Source organism: Flavobacterium nitrogenifigens, from assembly GCF_003254565.1.
Lineage (GTDB): Bacteria > Bacteroidota > Bacteroidia > Flavobacteriales > Flavobacteriaceae > Flavobacterium > Flavobacterium nitrogenifigens.
The window spans coordinates 75,730-98,486 of the sequence record NZ_QJRI01000178.1 but is presented as its reverse complement, the minus strand read 5'-3'; the positions used below and the strand labels follow the sequence as shown (position 1 = coordinate 98,486).

Below are 22,757 nucleotides of genomic sequence, written 5' to 3'. Positions count from 1 at the left end.
TTTAAATTAGTGAAACGGCTTTTTTAAAATTTCCAAATAAACTATGTTTCTTTGTGTTAAAAGAAAATATACTTGACGTTTATCCTAATTTAAACTATACGGTCATCGAAAACAGATTTGTTTCCGGTGACTTTCTTTTTAGATGTAAATCAAATGCCATGCAGATATTGCGGACAAAAGGTCTTCCTTCTTCTGTAATCTTGATTTTATTGTTTTCAATGACAATTAAATTATCATTTTCTATTTCTTTCAAAGCAGTTAACACTTCAGGAAGTTCGGTAAAATTTAAAGATTCTGCAGTCCAGGAAGTTTCTAGTTCGCAAGTTAAATTCAGAATATGTTTTCTAATGATAAGATCTTCATCGTTTAAAATATGACCTTTTACAACAGGAAGTTTATTAGATTCTAAAATCTCGTAGTACTCTTCTAAAATTTTGGTGTTTTGCGCAAAACTGTACCAACTGTCGCTAATTGAAGAAACACCTAGACCAATCATAACTTGAGTTTTAGAAGCGCTATAGCCCATAAAGTTTCTATGTAGATTCCCATTATGAGCCGCTTTGTATAAGCTGTCATCTTTTAAGGCAAAATGATCCATGCCAATTTCGTGATAGCCATTCTGAATAAGAAGTTTTTTACCAATTTCGTATAGTTTTCTCTTTTCGGCATCTTTTGGTAGATTCTCATCATTAAAACCACGTTGTCCGTTTCCTTTTATCCAAGGCACGTGCGCATAGCTGTAAAATGCCAATCTATCGGGTTTTAATGAATTTGTTTTTTCGACAGTATCAACTACATCTTCGATGGTTTGAAATGGAAGGCCGAAAATAATATCGTGTCCAATTGAAGTGTAGCCAATTTCTTTAGCCCAAAATGTTACTTTGGCAACATTATGAAACGGCTGAATTCTATTGATTGCTTTTTGAACTGTAGGTGAATAATCTTGCACACCAAAACTTACTCGGCGAAAGCCTAAATCATATAATTTTTTAAGCTGTTCGTGAGTGGTGTTGTTTGGATGTCCTTCAAAACTAAATTCATGTTTTTCTGCTTTTACAGCATGATCAAAAATTCCGTTAATAAGACACTCTAAATTTTCTTTTGAAAAGAAGGTAGGAGTTCCTCCGCCTAAATGAATTTCTTTAATTATGGGTTTTTCAGGAAGCAAATCACAATACATTTTCCATTCTTTCAGAACTGCCTGAATGTATTTTTCTTCTACCGAGTGATTTTTTGTAATACGTTTGTTGCACCCGCAAAAAGTGCACATACTTTCACAGAAAGGCAGGTGAATGTATAAACTTATTCCGTTTTTTGAATTGCTTTCAGAAAATGATTGCCTTAAAGTAGTAATCCATTTTTCGGATGTAAAGTCAGCTTCATTCCAATATGGAACTGTTGGGTAACTAGTATATCTTGGACCTGGAACATTATACTTTTGAGTCAAAGAAATTTTCATAATGACGGATTTAGTTTACATCAAAATTAAAACTTTAGGCTAAGACATAAAATGACAAATATCATATAACCTATAAAAAAAAGAGACTCAAATTGAGCCTCTTTTCTGAATTAAATAACTAACGTGATATAGAATCTTGGATGATTTTAAGCCATTTTTTCGCAAACTGATGATCTTGATAGACGCTAATCTGTTTGATGCGATCGTCGTCAAAATCATAGAATGGAATTATTATTTTTTTACCTGTTTCTTTTTCTTGAAAATCAAAATCAATTTTAACAATAGTATCAGAACCAGAATCTGTTGTCGGAACCAATTTGCATGAAGCAATTGTATTTAAATCGACATATATTGACTCTTGTTGATTCGGATTGAAATTCATCAAAATGAACTTGTTGTTTTTCTGATCAATAGTTAAAGTCTTATTATTGATCGATTCTGTCAAATCAAAATCTTCTGGATGAGTTGGATTGAATCTTTTTTTGATATTTAAAATTCTTGATTTGCTTGCAGCTGATGAACGCGCAGAAAAGTAAATAGGGATAGCGACAATAATTAAAATCACAATACCCATTATTGTGGTAGTAGTTTCCATAATGTTTTTAATGTAATAAATAAATGATACGCATAACAGTTTTCGGTTTGAAAACGGCTAAGTGCGTGCTGAAGAATAAGTCTTCTAATGAAAAATCAAGAATTTATTTACCAGAAAAAATGGAAAGCATAAAGTATGACTAAAACCTTTTTACTTTGAGTTGTAAAGAGTTTAGTGTATGCTGTACTAACTGAAACAGTTTGATGTTGCGGAATAAGCGGTAAAAGGGTATCAAAACATTTAATTATCCCAGTTGGATTTGTTTTGATGTTTGCGGCAAGCTGATAACTTCCCTGTGGCTGTATAAATGCAGATGAATCGGGAATGTCTTTGCAGAAGTTGGTGTCAGATTTTTCCGTTTCAATTACGTGTACAGAAGCTTGGTCTGCCTGATAAGCAAACAGTCCTGCAAGTATAAGTGTAATAAGAATAACGGTTTTACGAATCCAATTCATGTCGGCGAATTTAAGTCATAAAACGCAATTAAAGAAATTTTATAGAATTAATTAACACTCAAAAAAAAGTCCTCAGCGTAACTGAGGACCTATGAGGTTATTGTTGCATTTTAAAGTAATAATCTGCAGAATGTTTGCCACTTCCATAAAAGAGGAAGAATATGCAGACTAATAAAACGACTATAGCAAGAACTAAACTTTCAGAATGCATTCTTCCCATAGAGTTGACAAGAACGGCACCAAATAAAATGGGTAATTGAGCCGCAATCGCCCATCGGGTTAAAAGCCCAAAAATAATCATTATACCACCAATCATGTGGGCAGGAGCAATGTAATGCAGCATAAACATGCCTCCGCCATACTTATCGATAGGGGAAATCAAATCATGCAGGTATTGAATATTGGTGACGAAAGAGACACCTTTCATAAATAAAAATCCACCCAAAACAATACGTACTAAATCAACTGGTAAATAAGTGTGCGAATTTGCCCATTTATTTAAACTTTTTACATTTTCCATGATGTTGTGTGATTAAAAATTATATACTAAGTTACTAATTTTTAATTAAATATTTATTTTTAACACCTTGAAAATAAGTTTTTTACTTTTTATTTAACGCCTTGTTGAGAATTCTTAAATTGTTACACTTGAATGACTCCCAAATTAAAAGGTTTTTGAATAGGAGCATGGTTTGCTGCTTCGATTCCCATGGAAATCCAATTGCGGGTTTCGAGTGGGTCAATGATGGCATCTGTCCAAAGTCTAGAAGCAGCGTAGTATGGCGATGTTTGTGCATCGTAACGGGCTTTTATTTTATCGAATAATTCGGTTTCTTTTGCTTCATCGACTTTTTCTCCTTTTGCTTTGAGAGAAGAAGCTTCAATTTGCGCCAATACTTTTGCGGCTTGAGTTCCTCCCATAACAGCAAGTTCTGCACTTGGCCAGGCAAATATCAATCGAGGATCATAAGCTTTTCCGCACATAGCATAATTTCCTGCTCCGTATGAGTTTCCAACAATAACAGTGAATTTTGGAACAACAGAATTACTCACAGCATTTACCATTTTGGCACCGTCTTTAATAATTCCGCCGTGTTCTGATTTTGAACCAACCATAAAGCCTGTAACGTCTTGTAAAAATACTAAAGGAATTTTTTTCTGATTGCAATTGGCAATAAAACGAGTTGCCTTATCAGCGCTATCCGAATAAATAACGCCTCCAAACTGCATTTCACCTTTTTTGGTTTTTACTACTTTTCTCTGATTGGCAACGATTCCGACAGCCCAGCCATCAATTCTAGCATAACCTGTAATAAGAGATTGTCCGTAGCCTTCTTTATAAGCTTCAAATTCTGAATTATCAACCAAACGTTTAATGATTTCCATCATGTCATATTGTTCGGTTCTGGCTTTTGGAAGAATTCCGTAAATTTCGTTTGGATCTAAAGCTGGTTTTTCGGCTTTGATTCTGCTGTAGCCAGCTTTATCAAAATCACCAATTTTATCTACAATGTTTTTGATTTTGTCTAAAGCATCTTTATCGTCTTTAGCTTTATAATCGGTAACACCTGAAATTTCGCAATGAGTTGTTGCTCCGCCTAAAGTTTCATTGTCGATTGTTTCGCCAATTGCTGCTTTTACTAAATAGCTTCCAGCAAGGAAAATACTTCCAGTTTTATCAACGATTAGAGCTTCATCGCTCATAATAGGTAGGTAAGCGCCTCCAGCAACACAGCTTCCCATAACGGCAGCAATTTGGGTAATTCCCATACTGCTCATTTGAGCGTTGTTTCTAAAAATGCGTCCGAAATGTTCTTTATCTGGAAAAATTTCATCTTGCATTGGGAGATAAACCCCTGCGCTATCTACAAGATAAATAATTGGAAGTCGGTTTTCCATTGCGATTTCCTGCGCACGAAGGTTCTTCTTTCCTGTTATCGGGAACCAAGCTCCAGCTTTTACAGTAGCATCATTGGCAACCACGATACATTGTTTTCCTCTGATATAGCCAATTTTTACCACAACACCTCCCGAAGGACAACCGCCGTGTTCTGGATACATTCCTTCACCAGCAAAACCTCCAATTTCAATACTTTTAGAATTTTCGTCCAATAAATAAGCAATTCTTTCGCGAGCTGTCATTTTTCCTTCAGAATGCAATTTCTCGATTCTTTTTTCGCCTCCGCCTAATTTAACTTTTGCTAATTTTTGTTTTAGTTCAGAAAGAAGTAATTTATTGTGATCTTCGTTTTTATTGAAGTTTAAATCCATAATATAGTATTGATTTGATAAAATAGTGTTGGCTAATTTACAAAATCAATTGAAATAAACGAGTTGCTTTGTAAATTAAGAAAAAGTATTAAATAAAAAAAACATCCATTTTAGAGGATGTTTCTTTATTAGTGTTTTTAATTGGGATTATTTTTTAGGACCACAAACCATTTGCTTTAACAAAGCCCATTGCTTTAAAGCATCACGAGCTTCGACAGCAGGGTATCCTAACATAGTTTTTCCAGCAGGAACATCTCCAGTAACGCCAGATCCAGCGCCAATTATGGCGCCATCTCCAATTGTGGTGTGATCTTTTATAGAAGCGCTTCCTCCAATAATAACTCCATTTCCTAAGGTTACTGAACCTGCTAAACCGCTATTTCCAGCCATAATACAGAACTTGCCTAGTTTACTGTTATGTCCAATCTGAACTAAATTGTCTATTTTACAGCCATCACCAAGAATTGTAGAACTGAATTTACCGCGGTCTACACAAGAATTTGCTCCAATTTCTACACCGTTGCCAATAATAACATTTCCAATCTGTGGAATTTTTACCAAGCCTTTTTCTGTACAAGGACGAAATCCGAAACCATCTGCTCCAATTGTTGCGTTGGGGTGAATGATGCATTCGCTTCCAATATGGCAACGTTCGCGAATAACCGTCCCAGACCAAATAGTTGTGTTTCTTCCGATTGTGCACTCATCTAAAATGGTCACATTCGGATAAATTACTGTATTAGCGCCAATTTCAACTTTTGGGCCAATGTAACAGCCAGCGCCAATTTTAGCACCTTCGCCAATTATAGCAGTCTCGTCTATAGTGGCTGTTTTATGAATATTGTTATGAAAGATTGGGGCGGGGGGAGCAAAAAGGGCAAGGATTTGTGACATGGCCAAATCGGCATTTTTTACCTTTATGAAAGCACGGTTTTCTCCAGGTTCAATTGAAATGTCTTCATTTACAACTGCTATTGAAGCGTTAGATGTTGACCAGTATTTTTCGTATTTTTTATTTCCGATAAATGAGATTTCCGAAGTTGTTGCTTTTTCTAATTGTTCTGTTGCAGTTATGCTTTGTGAAGTGCTGCCGTAAATTACGCCATTAATAACTTCGTTAATTTCTTGGATAGAATAGGATCTCATTGACAAATTTTAATCGACTAAAAGGTTATTTTTTGCCAAATAAAATGAATTAGATTTTAATTACCTAATTATTTTTTCTCGTTTCTTAATAAATGTTTAAAATAATACGTGGATTTTTACAAAATTAACATTTTGGATATTAATTTAGTGAGTTTTTTTTAATGAATTGAATAGCAGTGGCTTGATGGTTTTGCCTAAAGTAAATGAGAATTCAGATGAAGAAAATAAATAATTTAATTGCTAAGTTATAGCTTACATTTGTTTTGTTAAATCATTTATAAAGTAGAGATTATAAAAAAAGCGATTCATTTTTAATGAAACGCTTTTTATAAATTATTCTTTAATTTTTGATAATGAAACTGCGTTAATGCAATAACGCAAGCCACTTGGCGGCGGACCGTCAGGAAAAACGTGGCCTAAATGTGCATCGCAAACATTGCAGACAACCTCAACACGAATCATTCCGTACGATTTGTCGGCATGGTAGCCAATTGCATTTTCTTTAATTGGTTGTGTAAAAGAAGGCCAGCCAGTTCCTGATTCAAATTTTTCGCTTGCATCAAAAAGAACTGTTCCGCAGCATTTGCATTCATAAATTCCAGGATCAAATAAACTGCACAATTCCGAGCTAAAAGATCTTTCCGTTCCTTTTAAACGCGTAACTTGAAATTCTTCTGGAGTTAGAATCTGTTTCCATTCGTCCTCTGTTTTCTCCACTTTTTTGTCTGGAGTTGGATTTCCTTTATTTGTAAAATGAATTACGTCTGCCCATTTTATCATAACTATTTATTTAAGTTTTCAGTCACAGTTTTCAGTCACAGTTTTCAGTCACAGTTTTAGCTAATTTAAACTGAAAACTGTGACTGCGACTGAAAACTTTATTCCTCTTCTTTCTGTCCCATCATCATGAGATAGGCTTTCAAGAATGGATCGATATTTCCGTTCATTACACCGTCAACATCACTTGTTTCGTAGCCGGTACGAACGTCTTTTACTAATTTATAAGGCTGCATTACGTAATTACGAATTTGCGAACCCCATTCAATTTTCATTTTTCCAGCTTCAATATCAGCACGCTGTGCTTGTTGTTTCTTCAACTCAATTTCATACAATTGAGAACGAAGCATTTGCATAGCACGCTGTCTGTTATCCTGTTGTGATCTCGTTTCAGAACACTGAATCTGGATTCCAGTTGGTTTGTGAACTAACTGAACTTTAGTTTCAACCTTGTTTACGTTCTGTCCACCAGCACCACTCGAACGAGAAGTTGTAATTTCAATATCGGCAGGATTAATGTCGATTTCGATGCTATCATCAACTAACGGATAAACGTAAACCGATACGAATGAAGTATGACGTTTTGCATTACTGTCAAAAGGCGAAATTCGAACTAAACGGTGAACTCCATTTTCTCCTTTTAGATATCCGAAAGAATAATCTCCTTCAAATTCTAAAGTTACGGTTTTAATTCCGGCAACGTCACCTTCTTGAAAGTTAAGTTCTTTAATTTTGTAACCATAACTTTCTCCCCACATCATGTACATACGCATCAGCATCCCTGCCCAGTCACAGCTTTCCGTTCCACCAGCACCAGCAGTGATTTGTACTACTGCACTTAAACTGTCACCTTCATCAGAAAGCATGTTTTTGAATTCGATATTTTCGATATGTGCTTGTGCAGCTTCATATTGTTCATCCAATTCTTCTACAGAAAGTTCTCCTTCTTTGTAAAAATCATAAGCAAGCTGTAATTCTTCTGTAAGCGCTACTGCTTTATCATAATCTTCAATCCATTTTTTCTTGTTTCGAAGATTCTTTACAATGTTTTCTGCTTCTTTTGGATTGTTCCAAAAATCAGGAGCGAAAGTTTTTTCTTCTTCGTTTGCGATTTCGATTAGCTTGGCATCAACGTCAAAGATACCTCCTCAACGCACCAAGGCGCTCCACAATACCTTTTACTTGTTCGGCTGTTGTCATAAATTAATTACTAGGTTTTATATGTTTTTTAGAATTATTACGTTAATTTGGTCTAGAGAAACCAGCGAGTTAAATTTTACCAAAACTTGCTGAGAATAACTATAAGTAATACGTAATTTTGCATACAAAAATAAGATATAGTTTTTAGAATATGGAAATAAATTTAATCAGCGATACCATAACAAAGCCTACTTATGAAATGCTGCAGTATATGTTTAATGCCCACGTTGGCGATGATGTATACAAACAGGACCCAACGGTGATTGAATTGGAAAACAGAACAGCAGAGTTTTTTGGTATGGAAGCTGGTCTTTTCTTTCCGTCTGGAACTATGGCAAACCAGACTGCAATAAAACTGCATACGCAGCCAGGAGAGCAGTTAATTGCTGATAAATATGCCCATGTTTATCATTATGAAGGAGGAGGAGTTTCTTTTAACAGCGGTGTTTCTTGCTGTTTAGTAGACGGAAACCGTGGAATGATAACTGCCGCACAAGTAAAAGCTGCAATAAACGATCCAGAGTTTTATCATAGTCCGCTAACAAGTTTGGTTTGTGTGGAAAATACAACCAATAAAGGCGGTGGTGCGTGTTACGAATTGGAAGATTTAAGAGAAATAAAAAAAGTATGTGACGCTCATAATTTGAAGTTTCATTTGGATGGCGCTAGAATATGGAATGCGTTAGTAGCTAAAAGGCAGAATCCTAGAGAATTTGGGGCTATTTTCGATACAATTTCGGTTTGTTTGTCTAAAGGTTTAGGCGCTCCAATTGGTTCTGTACTGCTTGGAAGTAAAGCTGATATTCACAGAGCGTTGAGAATCAGGAAGATATTAGGTGGTGGAATGCGTCAAGTTGGTTATTTAGCTGCGGCAGGATTGTACGCTTTAGCTCATAATATCGAAAGATTAGCGGAAGACCATCGCAGAGCAAAAGAAATTGCAAAAATCTTAAGCACAAAACCTTGGATTTTGTCTATTGAACCTGTAGAAACGAATATTTTGATTTTTTCGCTTGCAGAAGGTTACAGCGATCAATTATTAATTGAAAAATTAAAACAGAAAAATATACTTATAAGTTCTTTAGGACATAATAAGCTCAGAATTGTAACGCATTTAGATTACAAAGAAGTAATGCATACTTATGTGTTGGAAACGCTTTCGAAGTTTTAGCAGAAAGGTTCAAAGTCGCAAAGGTTCAGAGGGACAGAGGTTATAAAAAAAGAGGATGTAAAAACATCCTCTTTTTTTATGCCAAAGAAAGAAACCTCTGAACCTTTGCAACTCAGAACCTTTGTCCCTATTATTTAAACAAATTATCCATTCCAGGAATAGAAGGCATATCCATTCTTGCAACGGCATCTAATTCTCTTTCGTTTACACTTGTAGCTTTTTCTATTGCTTTATTTAACGTTACGATTAAGTAATCTTCTAATTGCTCTTTGTCTTCTAAAAGAGAATCATCAATAGAAAGCGACTTTATTTTTCTGCTAGCAGTAATTGTAACTTTTAATAATCCGTCAGCGCTTTGTTCATCAATCAAAACAGTATCTAAACGCTTTTTTGTATCTTCAATTTTTTGTTGGGTTTCTTTAAGTTTACCCATCATTCCCATTAAATCCATTTTTGTTGATTTTTTAAATTATTTCAGACAAAATTACTATATTGCTGTGTTAATTCAATAGAATAATTTAAGAAAAAATTAATTCTGTTCTGTTGGGTTTGTGCTATTTTTGCGTCTTCATATTTAAAAATTAATGCTTACTAAATGCAAAATGATATATCGGCCCCAAAGGCTAAAATAATACCAAAGACATTAAAAAAACATAAAGAAACTAGGATTGACAACTATTTCTGGCTTAACGACAGAGAAGATTCTGAGGTTATCGATTACCTAAATCAGGAGAATGCTTATTACGAAAGCATGACTTCTCATACAAAGACTTTACAAGACAATCTTTTTGAGGAAATGAAAGGAAGAATTAAAGAAGATGATTCTTCGGTTCCTTATTTCTACAATGGATATTTTTATATAACACGTTTCGAAACAGGTCAGGATTATCCAATTTTTGCCAGAAAAAAAGGAAGTCTTTCTGCGGAAGAAGAAATTCTTTTTGACTGTAACGAAATGGCAAAAGGACATGCTTATTTCAAATTAGGAGGTTTAAGCATTAGTCCAGACAATAAATTTGCCAGTTTCGGAGTAGATATTGTAGGGAGAAGAATCTACACTATTCAAATTAAAAACTTAGAAACAGGAGAGATTTTAGCAGATAAAATAGAAAATGTTACAGGAGCTTCTGTTTGGGCAAATGATAATAATACTATTTTTTATGTTCGACAAGATCAGGTAACCTTAAGAGCTGATAAAGTTTTTAGACATAAATTAAATACCAATTCAGAAGATGATGTTTTGGTTTATGATGAAGTAGATGATACTTTTAATGTGTCTATTAGCAAAGAAAAATCAAGGAAATACATTGTTATTGGTTCTGGAAGCACTTTGACAACGGAATATAGAATCTTGAATTCAAGTAATCCAGAAGGAGAATTTACTGTTTTTCAGCCACGCGTTCGCGGATTGGAATATAGTATTTCTCATTACGAAGATTCGTTTTATATTTTAACTAATAAAGACAAGGCGACGAATTTTAAGTTAATGAAAACGCCTGAAGCCAAAACAGGAAAGAGAAACTGGGTTGATCTTATTCCGCACAGAGAAGATGTTTTGTTGGAAGATATTGAGATATTTAAAAACTATTTGGTTGTTGAAGAACGCTCTAATGGATTGAATCACATCAGAATCATGCCTTGGAATGGAGAGCCTGATTATTATCTTCCTTTTGGTAGTGAAACCTATAATGCTTACACGACAACCAATGTTGATTTTGATACTGATATTTTACGTTACAGCTATCAGTCATTGGCAACTCCGTCTTCTGTAATCGACTTTAATATGAAGACTAAAACCAAAGAAATTTTAAAAGAGCAGCAGGTTTTAGGAGGAAAGTTTGATAAAGAGAATTATACAGAAGAGAGAGTTTGGGCAACGGCGAGAGATGGAGTAAAAGTGCCAATTTCGATGGTTTATAGAAAAGGAATAGAGAAAAACGGTAAAAATCCGTTGTTGCTTTATGCATACGGTTCTTACGGAATTACAATGGATACGTATTTTTCTTCAACAAGGTTATCGCTCTTAGACCGCGGATTTGTTTATGCGATCGCACATATTAGAGGAGGTGAGGACTTGGGAAGACAATGGTATGAGGACGGAAAACTGTTAAAAAAGAAAAATACCTTTACAGATTTCATCGATTGCTCTAAATTTGTAATAGACCAAAAGTACACTTCTCCAGAACATCTGTATGCAGAAGGAGGATCTGCTGGCGGACTTTTGATGGGAGTAATTGTAAATGAAGCTCCCGAATTGTATAATGGTGTTATCGCTCAGGTGCCCTTTGTAGACGTAATTACTACGATGCTAGACGACAGTATTCCGCTTACAACTGGAGAGTATGATGAATGGGGGAACCCAAACAACAAAAAATATTACGATTATATGTTGTCGTATTCACCTTACGACAATGTAAAAGCACAAGAATATCCTAATATGTATGTATCTACAGGTCTGCACGATTCGCAGGTACAATACTGGGAGCCAGCTAAATGGGTTGCGAAATTGAGAGATTTAAAAACAAATAATAAACTTTTGTTTTTAGATACCAACATGGATGCAGGTCATGGTGGGGCTTCGGGACGTTTTGAGGCTTTAAAAGACTTAGCAAAGGAATTTAGTTTTTTATTAGATTTAGAAAAAATTAAAAGCTAATTAGAAATTTTTTGTTAAATTTGCAACCTATCAAGGTTAATTTAAAAAGGCCTTTGATTAACTATTTTTTTATGAAAGAAGAAATAACTGCTTATAATAATGTTTTAGAGTTAATAGGAAATACCCCCCTTATTAAGCTAAATAAAATTACCGAAGAGTTAGAAGGAAATTTCTACGCAAAGGTAGAAGCTTTCAACCCAGGTCATTCCTCAAAAGATAGAATAGCATTATATATTATTGAAGAAGCCGAAAGAAAAGGAATTCTATCTCCGGGAGATACCATTATCGAAACAACCTCTGGTAATACAGGATTTAGTTTAGCAATGGTAAGCATTATTAAAGGTTACAATTGTATTTTGGCTGTAAGTTCAAAATCATCTAAAGACAAAATTGACATGTTGAGAAGTTTAGGCGCCAAAGTGTATGTCTGTCCGGCTCACGTTTCTGCAGATGATGAAAGATCTTATTATAATGTAGCAAAACGTTTGCACGAAGAGACAAAAGGTTCTGTCTATATTAATCAATATTTCAACCAACTTAATATTGATGCCCACTACAACACTACAGGTCCAGAGATTTGGGAACAAACAAAAGGACAAATCACGCACTTAGTTGCTTGCAGCGGAACAGGAGGAACGATCTCTGGAACTGCAAAATTCTTAAAAGAAAAAAATCCAAATATTAGAATCTTAGGAGTTGATGCTTTTGGGTCTGTATTGAAAAAATACCACGAAACAAGAGAATTTGACAGCAAAGAAATTTACCCTTACCGTATAGAAGGTCTTGGTAAAAACTTAATTCCATCGGCTACCGATTTTGATATTATTGATAAATTCATGAAAGTAACCGACGAAGAAAGCGCTCACTCTGCTAGAGAGGTTACTAGAAAAGAAGGTTTATTTGTTGGGTATACTTCGGGAGCAGTAATGCAAGCTATTAAGCAATATGCTGAAGAAGGAGAATTTACAAAAGACAGTAATATTATTGCTATTTTCCCAGATCATGGTTCTCGTTATATGAGTAAAGTATTCAGCGATGACTGGATGAACGAGCAAGGTTTCTTTGACAGTGTCAACGAAGAAGAAGCTCAAAAAATTGAATTCGTGAAGTAATAAAGTGCTTCTCAAAATATAGAAACTCCATTCGTGTTCGAATGGAGTTTTTTTTGGATAAACTTTTTTGAGTTATGGATGTTTTTCTTGTGATTGTTAAAGTGTGCTATTTCTTTTGATATACCGTATTTATACGTAAGAAATTGTTGTTTTTGATGATTTAAGTTTAATGTTTTGGTTGAAACTTTAAATTTTATTTAATATTTTTTATCCTCAAAATGCATAAAAATGTTGTTTTAACGAGTTTTTAGGTAATTTGTCGGAAATTTTTCTTTAAAAAAATGTAATAGTCTAGTTTTGAGGTATTAAGGCAACGAAGGTTGTTTAATCCCTAAAATCTACTATTATGAAAAAATTACTACTAACAGTATTGTTTGTAAGTTTTTTGAATGTGAAAGCACAAACACCAATTCAGGAATTTAATTTTAATGGTACTTTAAACAATACAGCAAATACGATTTCATTCATTGGAACCAATAATTTTGTAACTGACAGAGCAGGAGTTTTAAAAGGAGCTCAGCGATTAAATAATAAAGCTTTAGAAGCTGTGATAGATAATCTGCCTCAAGGAAAAAGTTCAAGAACAATTAGTATTTGGGTTAAATTCAACGATATTTCGAATGCAAACTATATCTGGGGCTACGGAAACCCTCTAAATGCTCAATATTGCGGTTTATTACAGCAAGGGACAACTTCTTCTGACTCTGACTTAAGTTTAGCTGCTTGGGGCGCTTCTAATGATGTCATAGTGTCTACACCCTTAGAAAAGAATATTTGGTATAATTATACTATAACATACGAAGGGGCTAATTCTAAGATATATCGTGACGGTAAATTATTGAAATATCTGGATGGGATGACTAGATCTACAAATGGAAATATTTTTAGGTTGGGAGAAATCAACACAATGGTGGGGATTAATGCTGATATTGACGATTTAAAGATTTACAATATAGCTTTAACGACAGATCAGGTGAGAGCATTATATGATAGCGAAATGACTTCTGATTTGTTAACTACGGCATCTGTAAAAGTAAAAACTGCAAATGAAACTATTGTTGCTCCAAATGAAGTTAATGGAACAGTAAAAAGTGTTGAGGTTTATTCGCAAGGGCAAAAAATAATGGGAAGCAATGCAACAAACATAGCAGATCTTCCTGAAGGGACTTATTTATTAAAAATTACCAGTACTCCGTTAAAAAAAATTACTTCGAAATAAATGGTTTTTTAGTTTGTTTTTAAATGTTAGTTAGTTTTTTTTTTTATTGCGTAAGCAATTGACTTTTTGGAATAGTAAGGAAAGCTTTCTGAGTTCAGGAAGCTTTTTTTAGTCTAATTTCCATCCAAAAGTAGTCTGAAATACATAATCATCTTTTGATGCTCCTTCTTTAGGTTTATTGTCATAATTGTAGATAAATGATAATTTGATGAAAAAATCTAATGGCAAATCATATTTTGTATCTACAGAAAAATCGGTACGAATTCTTTTGCTTTCTGTTAAGCTAGGATAAGCAGTCACTTTAGACTGAATACTAAAATCTCCAATATCATATAAATTTAGATCACTGCCCAGAAATAACTCCAAACTTTTATTTGCTTCTGTTACTCCTGTAAAACGTTCGTGGTTAAAAGATAATCCAGAAGCAACTCCCCAATATTTTTTGTTGTTATGTATTAGATATTTTCCATAACCTGCCTTTGATACAATACGAAGATCGATATCTTGCTCTGTATTTTTTAAAGTAACAACTGATAATGGAATAAAATAATCTTTTGGAAGTAAATGAATATAGCTTAAATCGGTGTCAATTCTACGTATGGGTTCGCTATCGTCTTGAATTGATTGAATTTGTTTGTACGTTGCAGTTCCGTACCATTTTTTCGCTGTATAGCCTAAATTCACATTTATAGTTAGTTGCTGTAAGCTTTGTGCTTTAGTTAATTTGATTCCTGCATCGAAACTAGCATCAAGTCTTCCCCAAAAGCTCTCGTCAACAGGTTTAATTCGTACAATATCAGCGAGATCAATAATGCTTTTGGTTTGTGTTTCAATATTGGTGATTTCGCATTTTCCAGGAGTTTCAATTTTGATGATTTTTCCGTTTAGTAAATCTCCATTCGAAAGATTTATAATATAAATTCGATCTGAACTAATATTTTTAACATGTTTCCATTCTAATTTAAAATCCTCTTTGCTATAGTCGGTTTCTATTTGCAGAACACCTTTATTCATTGTCTTTATTTCACCAATAATAATATCATTATTTTTTAGTACAAGAGTATCAGAAATCTGTGCATTGATCTTTAAGAAAAATAAAAGAAAAAATAAGAGTAAGGTTTTCTTCATGCTAAGGCTTATTTCTTTGATTTACAGCTTATAATGTTAAAGTTAGAAATAAAAACACAATTTTAGACAAAATCAAAAAAAATCCTGTTGCAATGCAGTCAAATTTTGCAAGTATGAGGGAGTTTAATTGAAATATTTTTAGATAGAATGTTATTTGAACAATAAAGTATTTTTGTGAGAATTGTGTATTTGCATGTAGGAATTGTTTGGATATGCTGAATTTTAATTATAGTTTTAACAAATTTTTTAAAAATAATAAATGAAATTTTAAAATTGTAAAATCTTTTAAATGCAAATTTTACAATAAATTGCTATTTGCCTCAAACCGAAACGATTCTGATAAAAGCTATAACTATGAAAAAAATATTACTCACTTTATTGTTTGTAAATTTTTTAACTGCCAATGCGCAAAATCCGGTACAGGAATTTAACTTCAATGGAAATTTAAACAGCGCCGATAATACTATTTCTTTTTTAGGTACGCCAGTTTTTGTAAATGACAGAATGGGAAGCCCTAAAAGTGCTTTACGGCTTACAAATAAAGCTTATCAGGCAGTAATAGGAGAGCTTCCTCAAGATAACAAGCCCAAAACAATATCGGTTTGGGTAAAATTTAATGCCATAAATATTCCTAATTATATTTTAGGTTATGGAGCAGCAGTAAACGGGCAGTATTTTGGTTTAGTTCAACAGCCCGTAACTGGAGGAAGTGCAGATTTAAGTCTAGTAGGCTGGGGAGATACCAACAATGTCATAGTTTCTGTTCCGTTAGTAAAAGAAACGTGGTACATGTATAGCATTACTTACGATGGCAATGTCTCAAAAATATATCGTAATGGCGAATTGCTAAAATCTGTAGAAGGAATTAAGCGTTCGGCAAAAGGTTATATTTTAAATCTTGGTAAATTAAATACATCAACGAGTATTAATACAGATATTGACGATTTAAGACTATATACTGTTGCTATGACAGACGAGCAGGTTAGGGAAGCATATAATAGTTCGAAAGTAAATGATGTTACTGTAGCTGAAGCAGCTGTTTCGAATTCGTCAACTTTAAATACTTCGAAAAAAACTGCTGCAGTACCTGCAAAAACTTCAGCATCTGCGGACAATACTATTGAGACAAATAAAACTGGTAAAAGGATTGAAGTTTTTTCACAAGGAAGACAAATAATGAGTGCTAATGCTTCTAATATTATTGATTTGCCAGAAGGTACTTATTTGATTAAGGTTATTAATACGAATGCTAAAAAGTAGAGTTCTTATATTGTTTTATATATAAAAAAAGCCTTTTGAATTTCGGAAGGCTTTTTTTGTTTTTAGCTTAGTACGCTGATTACTATGAATAGTACTACTAGTAGATTTTCTTTTTCATCAACTTTTATCAATTTCTTCTCACGATTTTTGTAAAATTAATTAAAAGAAGATATTTCCTGCTTTTTATTTAATTCGTTAATTCTTATTGTTTCATGGAATTAATATTAGTTTTCCTTTCCTAAGAAATAATCTACATCAATTTTTTTCTTTTTACATTCTATGCGTAAACGCTGTTCTATATACAGAGGTAGTTTTTCGATTTTGTCAAAATGTAAATCTTTATTTCCGAAAAGTATTAAATGTGTTGGTGTCATTTCAAAATCATAGACAAAGTTTGTATTACCATCACCTATTCCTAGAAATTTTTTATCAGAAGTTATTTCTACGCTTAAAGATTTTACAAAATTTGTTCCTAATAATTCAGCTTTTATAGGTGAAATCTCAATAGAAAAACCGTAATGTTTTGGCTTAACAATGATATCGTCTTCCGTAAAATAGAAGTTTAAAGATAGACCATTACTCATTATTTGATAGTTATTAGAATCTTCCGAAGAAACCCATATTCCATTGAAGTCTTTCACATTGTTTTGAGAATATGTATATAAAGTAAAAAAGAGCATTAATGTTATTAATAGCGATATTTTTCTCATTTCAATATAGTTTTAAAATTTGTAAGATTATCTTTTCTTTGTGCTATTCCATTGGCTGGATCAATGCCATTGACAATGCTTGATACTTTATCTACGTCATCATTGTCAGCGCTTTTGTTAATGTTATTTATTTGCCAAAAATACATACTAGCTTTCATCGCAACGTCAATGTTATTTTCTAATTCATTAATATGTCCCCCATCTTCTTTTTGTTTGTGAAAATACTTTTTGTTATTTTTATTTTCTTTATCTTCATTCCATGCATTACTAACGGCTTCGTAATTAGATTTTCCAGTTAAATGAATAAAGCCTTTTGCCATAAATGTAGAACCATCTTTTGATAATGGATTTCCATTACCCATTCTACATGAATATGTATAATCCATTAATAATGGAGAGCATAAGTATTTGTCTTTTACTACTAAATCTTTCGTGATTTTGTCTAATACTGGTACACAAGGCGAGGGATGTCCTCTTAAACATTTGCTTAAGTCTGAGTCATAGCCTTCAAATAAATCGCAGTAAAAGGTCTTACCAAATATTTCTTTAATTCTCTTTTTGGTTTTATAACAAACATCCTCGCTTAATTTCTTTAACCCCATAGTTTCTGCTCCAATTTGAGCCAAAAAATGATTCATTCTTAATGGAGTTGTAAGCTCAAATTTATCACTATATTTATTTATTGCTTTGGCTATTTCTTCTAATCTCTCTTTATCAACATCAGAAAACACTTTACTAAGTATATCTGCAGTAATATTAATTGTTGCTGGTTTATCTTCAGTGTCTTCTTCTTTAGATTCGCTGTCACATTTAAGCCATTTTTCAAGTACATCTATTTTTACTTTTGAGATATCTTTTCCATCTTTTATTTCTTGCTTGATTTTTATCCATAAAGTTTTATTGAAAATTAATGTCCAATAATCTCCGCCGAAATTAGACTTTGTAATTTCATTTGTAAAAGTTACCTCTTTGACGGTACTAGTTTTATCTGTCATTGATGAATAATCAATTAGAATTGGATCAAAACAATTTTTACCAATGCTTATTTGAGCTTCGAGATTGGTCATTATTTTTGTAAAGGTATATGGTTTTTTGTTTTGAATAGCATTTTTTAATTCTTTTAAAATTCTAATTACCGCTTCCCAATCACCATCATTCATTGGGTTTTCAATACCCCCTGTTGCTGGACACCCTCTTGCAGGTGATGGTAGTGAACAAGTTGTTTTTCCAGATGCTTCTTCAATTTCTTTTGATTCTTTTTCTACAGGAGCTGTATAACAATCAAAAGTGTCTTCTTCAATATAATATTCTCTAGGACCGCCTTTTTCATTTTTGTCACTTGTATTTGCACTTTTTGCACATGGAATACGATTTTCTAGACCATTCCAAGAATCTTTTGCATTATTTTGAGCTTCTATAATTTTATTTTTATCTTCTTGCGATAGGCTTTCATCTGCTAAAAGCAGAGAAATTTGTTCCTCTTGTATTTTATGTAATTCTTTAGCCTTAGCTACATCCTCATCTGTACCTTTGTAATTATTTAGGAAATTTTTAATATCATCAACTAATTTGTCTCCATCCAATAGCGAATTCCACCCATCAGGATCATAACTAGCAATAATCTCCCCAGAGATTAATTTAAAGTCTGTATTGATTCCGATGTTATCGAAAGTGATTCTAATACGAGAATATTTGCCAATATCTGGTCCGCCTGCAGCATTTGCCGCGTCGATAAGTGTACGGAATTTTTCTAAGAAAGGTAAAGTTACATAACCATCTCCGCTGAATTTACCGTTGCTTCCAGTTGAATGTAAAACGACTATTGGGAAATCTCCAGCTTTTACAACGTCATTTGCAAAAAGTTCAGGAAGCGGATTTTTATTGGCTAAATCTGCAGGGTCTGGCTTAATGCCACATCCTACAAAAGCAATTTCATCTTTTGCCATTGTGGAAAATTCGTGAACTGTACTATGAGTATATTTTCCAACTTCACAAGAAGCACCTACTGTATATTCGTAAGTAGCATTTGGTTTTAAATTACTGATCGTTGCAAATTCTCTTGGCGTAACTATTTTGTACCAATCCGAATTTGCGTTTTTCTCACGATAATTTACCTGATAATCAAAATTATCAATATCTCCGCTCCAAGTTATCTTTGCTTGATCTTGGCTGATATCAGTTGTAGTAATTGCTAGCGGTGCGGTACAATACATTTCGTAATCAAAAGCGAAAATTTCGCTATATCCATTATTTTTAAAAACACCAATTTCTTCTGCCCCCAAAAGCGCCTTTGCTTTTACTCTCCAAGCGTATTTTTTTCCAGGAAGCAACTGCGGTTCTGAAACTCCATATTGTAATGTTGTAGAACGTGTAGTTGTTGTATAAAGAGGAGGAGAGTATAAAAATGCATTTTGAACTGGAGTATATTTATCCCAAATTTCTACTAAAGAAAACTCATATTCAACATTGCTAACATTGATCTGACGCGGTGTCCAGCTGAAAATAATGTTCTGAATGTTCTGCTGCATAATAGAAGCATTATTCAGCGGAAGATTTAGAAACGGCGGATCGTTTTGGAAAATAATGGTGGTTACACTCGTTTTCTTAGAAAGCTTTTTGTTGGTTGCAAAGTCATATACCTCAACAGAAAAATTATAAATACCTTCTGGAAGAGCTTGCGCATATTGATTCGGATTGATTCCGACAAGATTCTGATATTCAAAGTATGGTGCTAAATCTACATTGGTCAACTGCAACGGAACTCCTCCTTCTAAGAAAAGATTACGTGCTCCGACAACAAAATCGTTGGTCATTAACGAAATAGACTGTCCTTGGAAATAACATTTCAGTCGAATCTGACGATTCGAAATAGTTAAATCGTTTAAAGCAATCTGTACTTTAATGGGACTGTTTATAGTAGTCGCATCGGCATAATTGCTTAAATAGATTGGCGATGGCTGCGTTATTTGAGTGCTAATTGTTACTGGATAAGTCTGTGCTATACCAGAAACTATTGCCGAAAGCCAAAACCCAAGGGTTAAGAATAGTTGAAATTGTAGTTTTTTTAGCATTTGGGTGTTTTTATAACTATTATACTTTAAAAATCTTTTCTTAATGGTTTAATTCGATTGAATCATTTACAGCTCTTTCTACTGCAAGCTGATGGTAAAACGGAATCATTTTTTCTTCTAATTGCTTACTGATTTCTTCTGTCGGTTTTTTATTATTATTTAAATCAAAAAACGTATTTATTTCCATTTTGCTGAAAGCTGCAATTGATTCGTTATTTTGCAATTCGTTTTGAGGTAGTTTTGAAAGCATCGCAAATTCTCTCATCATCCATCTGTGATTAACTAGTTGCTTTTCTGCTGTATTGCTTCTTTCTACCAATTTTAAATATTTATTGTAAGCCACTTTGTCTTTTGCATCTTCACTATTTATGCCATGCATTTTGTCCGTATTAACACGTCCAATTGCTGTGGTATAAACTTGTTCTATATTTTGATCTTTTGCGGTTATTTCACGATTTAACTTCTGAATGACGTCTGAAAGAACAGAATTATATTGCGTAATAGTTTCTTTACTTGAATTGTAAACATCCAGATAATCCAATACTTTTTCTTTGAATTCTTTATCTTCTAAAGCCATTCTTGCTGTATTCAATTCCTTATTCAGCTTTTCTAATTGTTCATCAGGTAGTGGTTTTAGATCGTTTTGAAGCTGTTCCAGTTTGGTGATAATTTCACTTTTCGTTCCTTCTAAAACAACATCTTGAGAAGAAATTTTTAAAATATTATCTAGAGTTTCATTTGCCGTGACTGCAGGTTTTTCTTCCACTCGTTTTGGACGGAGTTTTATTTTGTCAAAAGAGTAAGTGTAAGATAAAGTAGCAGTTAAATCATTATTGCGAACGGTTTGTGAACTGCTAAAAAGCGTAATGCAGTTTACCCCGAAATTATGTTTCTGCATGTAGATGTAAGAACCATTCAAACGGATATTAAATATGTCATTTACTTTATCGCCATTGTTAAAACTTGTGTTGTAACTTGTAGAAAATGAAGTGTTTAATTTTTTGTCGTAAAACAATTTTGTAGCTCCAATTGTAGGTCCTAAAATTAGATTATCACTAGTGTCCAGTTTTCCAATGGTGCTATTGAAAGAAGCTGTAAGATTTAAATCTCTTTGTGGATAGCCAATAATGTATGACAGTCCGGTGTTATAATAAGTGCTTGAGCCGCCTGCAATTGTTTTTCCTTCCTGTTGATTTACGGCATCCTGCATACTGAAAGTAGCATTAAAAGCTTGTTTTTGCTTTTTATCATTTTTCAAAAGATAATTGACAGTAAGTGCTGCATTCTGATTGACTTGTCTGAAGTTTAAAGTATCTAAATATTCATATTGATTGGTTTGATTAATGTAATCAAACTGATTGCGGCTATTGGTATATGATTGAAAGTTAGAGTAATTAATATTAAAATTTAATTTTTGATTAGCTCTGAAATCTGCACTGATTGAAGAAACCAATCTTTTCATCTGGCTTTGTTTCTGCTTGTCTAAATTGTCTTTCTGTAAACCTAAATTCAGGTTTAGACTTAATTTATCTTTATATAAAGTTTGAGAAGCATTTACTGTAATGTTCTCCAAATCATTATTAAAATAATATCCGCCCAATGTTCTGTAATTTGGATCAACTCGTTCGTAGCCTAAACCTAAAGTTCCTTTTCCGGCAGGATAAACCAATTGCCCTTTCATTGCTTTATAGCTTGTTGTAGTTGGGTTAGAATTTACAAATAATGAAGCGACATTTTTTGCTTTAGTATTTCCTTCAGCTCTTGTATCTTCTGTTATTGCACTGTTTGCAAATTCAGTTAAAATCTGTAATTTTTTAAATAATTTAAAAGAGGTTTCAAAACTGATTGCAGCGTTTTCTTTTGGCGAAACTCCCAACTCAAATGGAATAGGAATATCTAATGAATTTATCTCGTCTCTTGCCTTAAAAAAGGTAAGTCCAAGATTTATTTTTTCTAGCGCATATTGCGTTTTAAAACCGTATCCCATTCTTTTATATGTAGGAACAAGTTCAGTGTTTATAGCATCATATTCGCTGCTTCTAACCAAACGTCCATACATTGCGCTGATTTTGAATTTTCCTTGCGGAGTTAAATCAACACCCAAACCTGTAAACTGATGCCCAGCTAAAGTGTATGGCGAAAAAGTCATGCTCACGTCTCCAATATGGCCAGTTATCCATTTATAAGACGGATGAATGCTAAGGCGGTTCATAAGAGTTGGTTTGTTGTATCCAAACTTCTGATTGGTGTATGAAAATGAAAACGGAATATTGTATAAACCTGCGACATTCACATTGATATTTCCGTTTAAGAAATAGGTAAAAGGTTCTCTGGCGGCGTTTCCAGAATAGAAAACTCCATTGGCTGAAGCTCCTCCAGAAACGTTTACTAATTTGGCTTTTCCTAATTCTTCAACATTGAAATTCTGCGCAAATCCGATCGTATTACACAATAGTATGCTGAAAAATAATATTCTTTTTAAATTCATTATGATAAATTCAGGGCAATGAAATAGGGAAGGACTAAC

18 protein-coding genes are annotated in these 22,757 nt (G+C 33.4%); 5 read left to right on the top strand and 13 right to left on the bottom strand.

What is annotated here, in order from left to right:
- Nucleotides 1-94 precede the first annotated feature (94 nt).
- From hemN to prfB, 8 genes are all read right to left on the bottom strand, one after another.
- Entirely contained in the window at nt 95-1,459 is a 1,365-nt protein-coding gene (gene hemN, locus DM397_RS16150; RefSeq protein WP_111378524.1) for an oxygen-independent coproporphyrinogen III oxidase, read from the bottom strand.
- A gap of 118 nt (nt 1,460-1,577) precedes the next feature.
- Nucleotides 1,578-2,054 (bottom strand): hypothetical protein, encoded by a 477-nt coding sequence (locus DM397_RS16145; RefSeq protein WP_111378523.1) that lies wholly within the window; start codon nt 2,052-2,054, stop codon nt 1,578-1,580.
- A 107-nt stretch (nt 2,055-2,161) separates the two neighbouring features.
- Entirely contained in the window at nt 2,162-2,509 is a 348-nt protein-coding gene (locus tag DM397_RS16140) for a hypothetical protein (protein ID WP_111378522.1), read from the bottom strand.
- A gap of 97 nt (nt 2,510-2,606) precedes the next feature.
- Nucleotides 2,607-3,029, bottom strand: a complete 423-nt coding sequence (locus DM397_RS16135) for a DoxX family protein (RefSeq protein ID WP_111378521.1) — start codon at nt 3,027-3,029, stop codon at nt 2,607-2,609.
- A 122-nt stretch (nt 3,030-3,151) separates the two neighbouring features.
- Nucleotides 3,152-4,780: an acyl-CoA carboxylase subunit beta gene (locus DM397_RS16130; protein ID WP_111378520.1), complete on the bottom strand. Its 1,629-nt coding sequence runs from the start codon at nt 4,778-4,780 to the stop codon at nt 3,152-3,154.
- 147 nt (nt 4,781-4,927) lie between these two features.
- Nucleotides 4,928-5,926, bottom strand: a complete 999-nt coding sequence (gene lpxD, locus DM397_RS16125; RefSeq protein ID WP_111378519.1) for a UDP-3-O-(3-hydroxymyristoyl)glucosamine N-acyltransferase — start codon at nt 5,924-5,926, stop codon at nt 4,928-4,930.
- 333 nt (nt 5,927-6,259) lie between these two features.
- The gene (gene msrB / locus DM397_RS16120) at nt 6,260-6,706 is read right to left on the bottom strand and encodes a peptide-methionine (R)-S-oxide reductase MsrB (RefSeq protein WP_111378518.1); all 447 of its coding nucleotides are present in this window, start codon (nt 6,704-6,706) and stop codon (nt 6,260-6,262) included.
- Between the two features lie 98 nt (nt 6,707-6,804).
- Nucleotides 6,805-7,903, bottom strand: a protein-coding gene (gene prfB, locus DM397_RS16115; protein WP_111378517.1) for a peptide chain release factor 2 whose coding sequence is annotated in 2 segments (ribosomal slippage) — nt 6,805-7,839 and nt 7,841-7,903 — 1,098 coding nt in all. Because the reading frame shifts where the segments join, the coding sequence is not laid out codon by codon here.
- Nucleotides 7,904-8,054: 151 nt separating this feature from the next.
- On the opposite strand from prfB, the gene DM397_RS16110 reads away from it, so the two are divergent.
- Nucleotides 8,055-9,074, top strand: a complete 1,020-nt coding sequence (locus DM397_RS16110) for a threonine aldolase family protein (RefSeq protein ID WP_111378516.1) — start codon at nt 8,055-8,057, stop codon at nt 9,072-9,074.
- A 130-nt stretch (nt 9,075-9,204) separates the two neighbouring features.
- On the opposite strand, the gene DM397_RS16105 is transcribed toward DM397_RS16110, so the two are convergent.
- Nucleotides 9,205-9,525 carry a YbaB/EbfC family nucleoid-associated protein gene (locus tag DM397_RS16105; protein WP_008462685.1) on the bottom strand — a complete coding sequence of 107 codons (321 nt, stop codon included), beginning with the start codon at nt 9,523-9,525 and terminating at the stop codon, nt 9,205-9,207.
- Nucleotides 9,526-9,669: 144 nt separating this feature from the next.
- Between DM397_RS16105 and DM397_RS16100 the strand changes: the two genes are divergently transcribed.
- The 3 genes from DM397_RS16100 (at nt 9,670) to DM397_RS16090 (ending at nt 14,061) form a co-directional block, all read left to right on the top strand.
- A complete protein-coding gene (locus DM397_RS16100) occupies nt 9,670-11,730 on the top strand; it encodes a S9 family peptidase (protein ID WP_111378515.1) in 2,061 nt (686 codons plus the stop codon).
- Between the two features lie 71 nt (nt 11,731-11,801).
- On the top strand, nt 11,802-12,842 hold the full coding sequence (locus DM397_RS16095) for a PLP-dependent cysteine synthase family protein (RefSeq protein ID WP_111378514.1): 1,041 nt from the start codon (nt 11,802-11,804) through the stop codon (nt 12,840-12,842).
- Nucleotides 12,843-13,188: 346 nt separating this feature from the next.
- Nucleotides 13,189-14,061 carry a LamG-like jellyroll fold domain-containing protein gene (locus DM397_RS16090; RefSeq protein ID WP_111378513.1) on the top strand — a complete coding sequence of 291 codons (873 nt, stop codon included), beginning with the start codon at nt 13,189-13,191 and terminating at the stop codon, nt 14,059-14,061.
- 108 nt (nt 14,062-14,169) lie between these two features.
- Here DM397_RS16090 and DM397_RS16085 read toward each other — a convergent pair whose 3' ends face one another.
- Nucleotides 14,170-15,189: a DUF481 domain-containing protein gene (locus DM397_RS16085; protein ID WP_111378512.1), complete on the bottom strand. Its 1,020-nt coding sequence runs from the start codon at nt 15,187-15,189 to the stop codon at nt 14,170-14,172.
- 354 nt (nt 15,190-15,543) lie between these two features.
- Here DM397_RS16085 and DM397_RS16080 point away from each other — a divergent pair, with 354 nt between their 5' ends.
- Entirely contained in the window at nt 15,544-16,449 is a 906-nt protein-coding gene (locus DM397_RS16080) for a LamG-like jellyroll fold domain-containing protein (protein WP_167511681.1), read from the top strand.
- Between the two features lie 224 nt (nt 16,450-16,673).
- On the opposite strand, the gene DM397_RS16075 is transcribed toward DM397_RS16080, so the two are convergent.
- Genes DM397_RS16075 through DM397_RS16065 form a run of 3 tightly spaced genes read right to left on the bottom strand, consistent with a single transcriptional unit; the run spans nt 16,674 to nt 22,718 of the window.
- Nucleotides 16,674-17,159: a hypothetical protein gene (locus tag DM397_RS16075; protein ID WP_111378511.1), complete on the bottom strand. Its 486-nt coding sequence runs from the start codon at nt 17,157-17,159 to the stop codon at nt 16,674-16,676.
- On the bottom strand, nt 17,156-20,230 hold the full coding sequence (locus DM397_RS16070) for a fibronectin type III domain-containing protein (protein WP_111378510.1): 3,075 nt from the start codon (nt 20,228-20,230) through the stop codon (nt 17,156-17,158). Before DM397_RS16070 ends, DM397_RS16075 begins: the two co-directional genes overlap by 4 nt.
- Nucleotides 20,231-20,270: 40 nt before the next feature.
- Nucleotides 20,271-22,718, bottom strand: coding sequence for a TonB-dependent receptor (locus tag DM397_RS16065; RefSeq protein WP_111378509.1), 2,448 nt, complete (start codon nt 22,716-22,718; stop codon nt 20,271-20,273).
- Nucleotides 22,719-22,757: the final 39 nt, after the last annotated feature.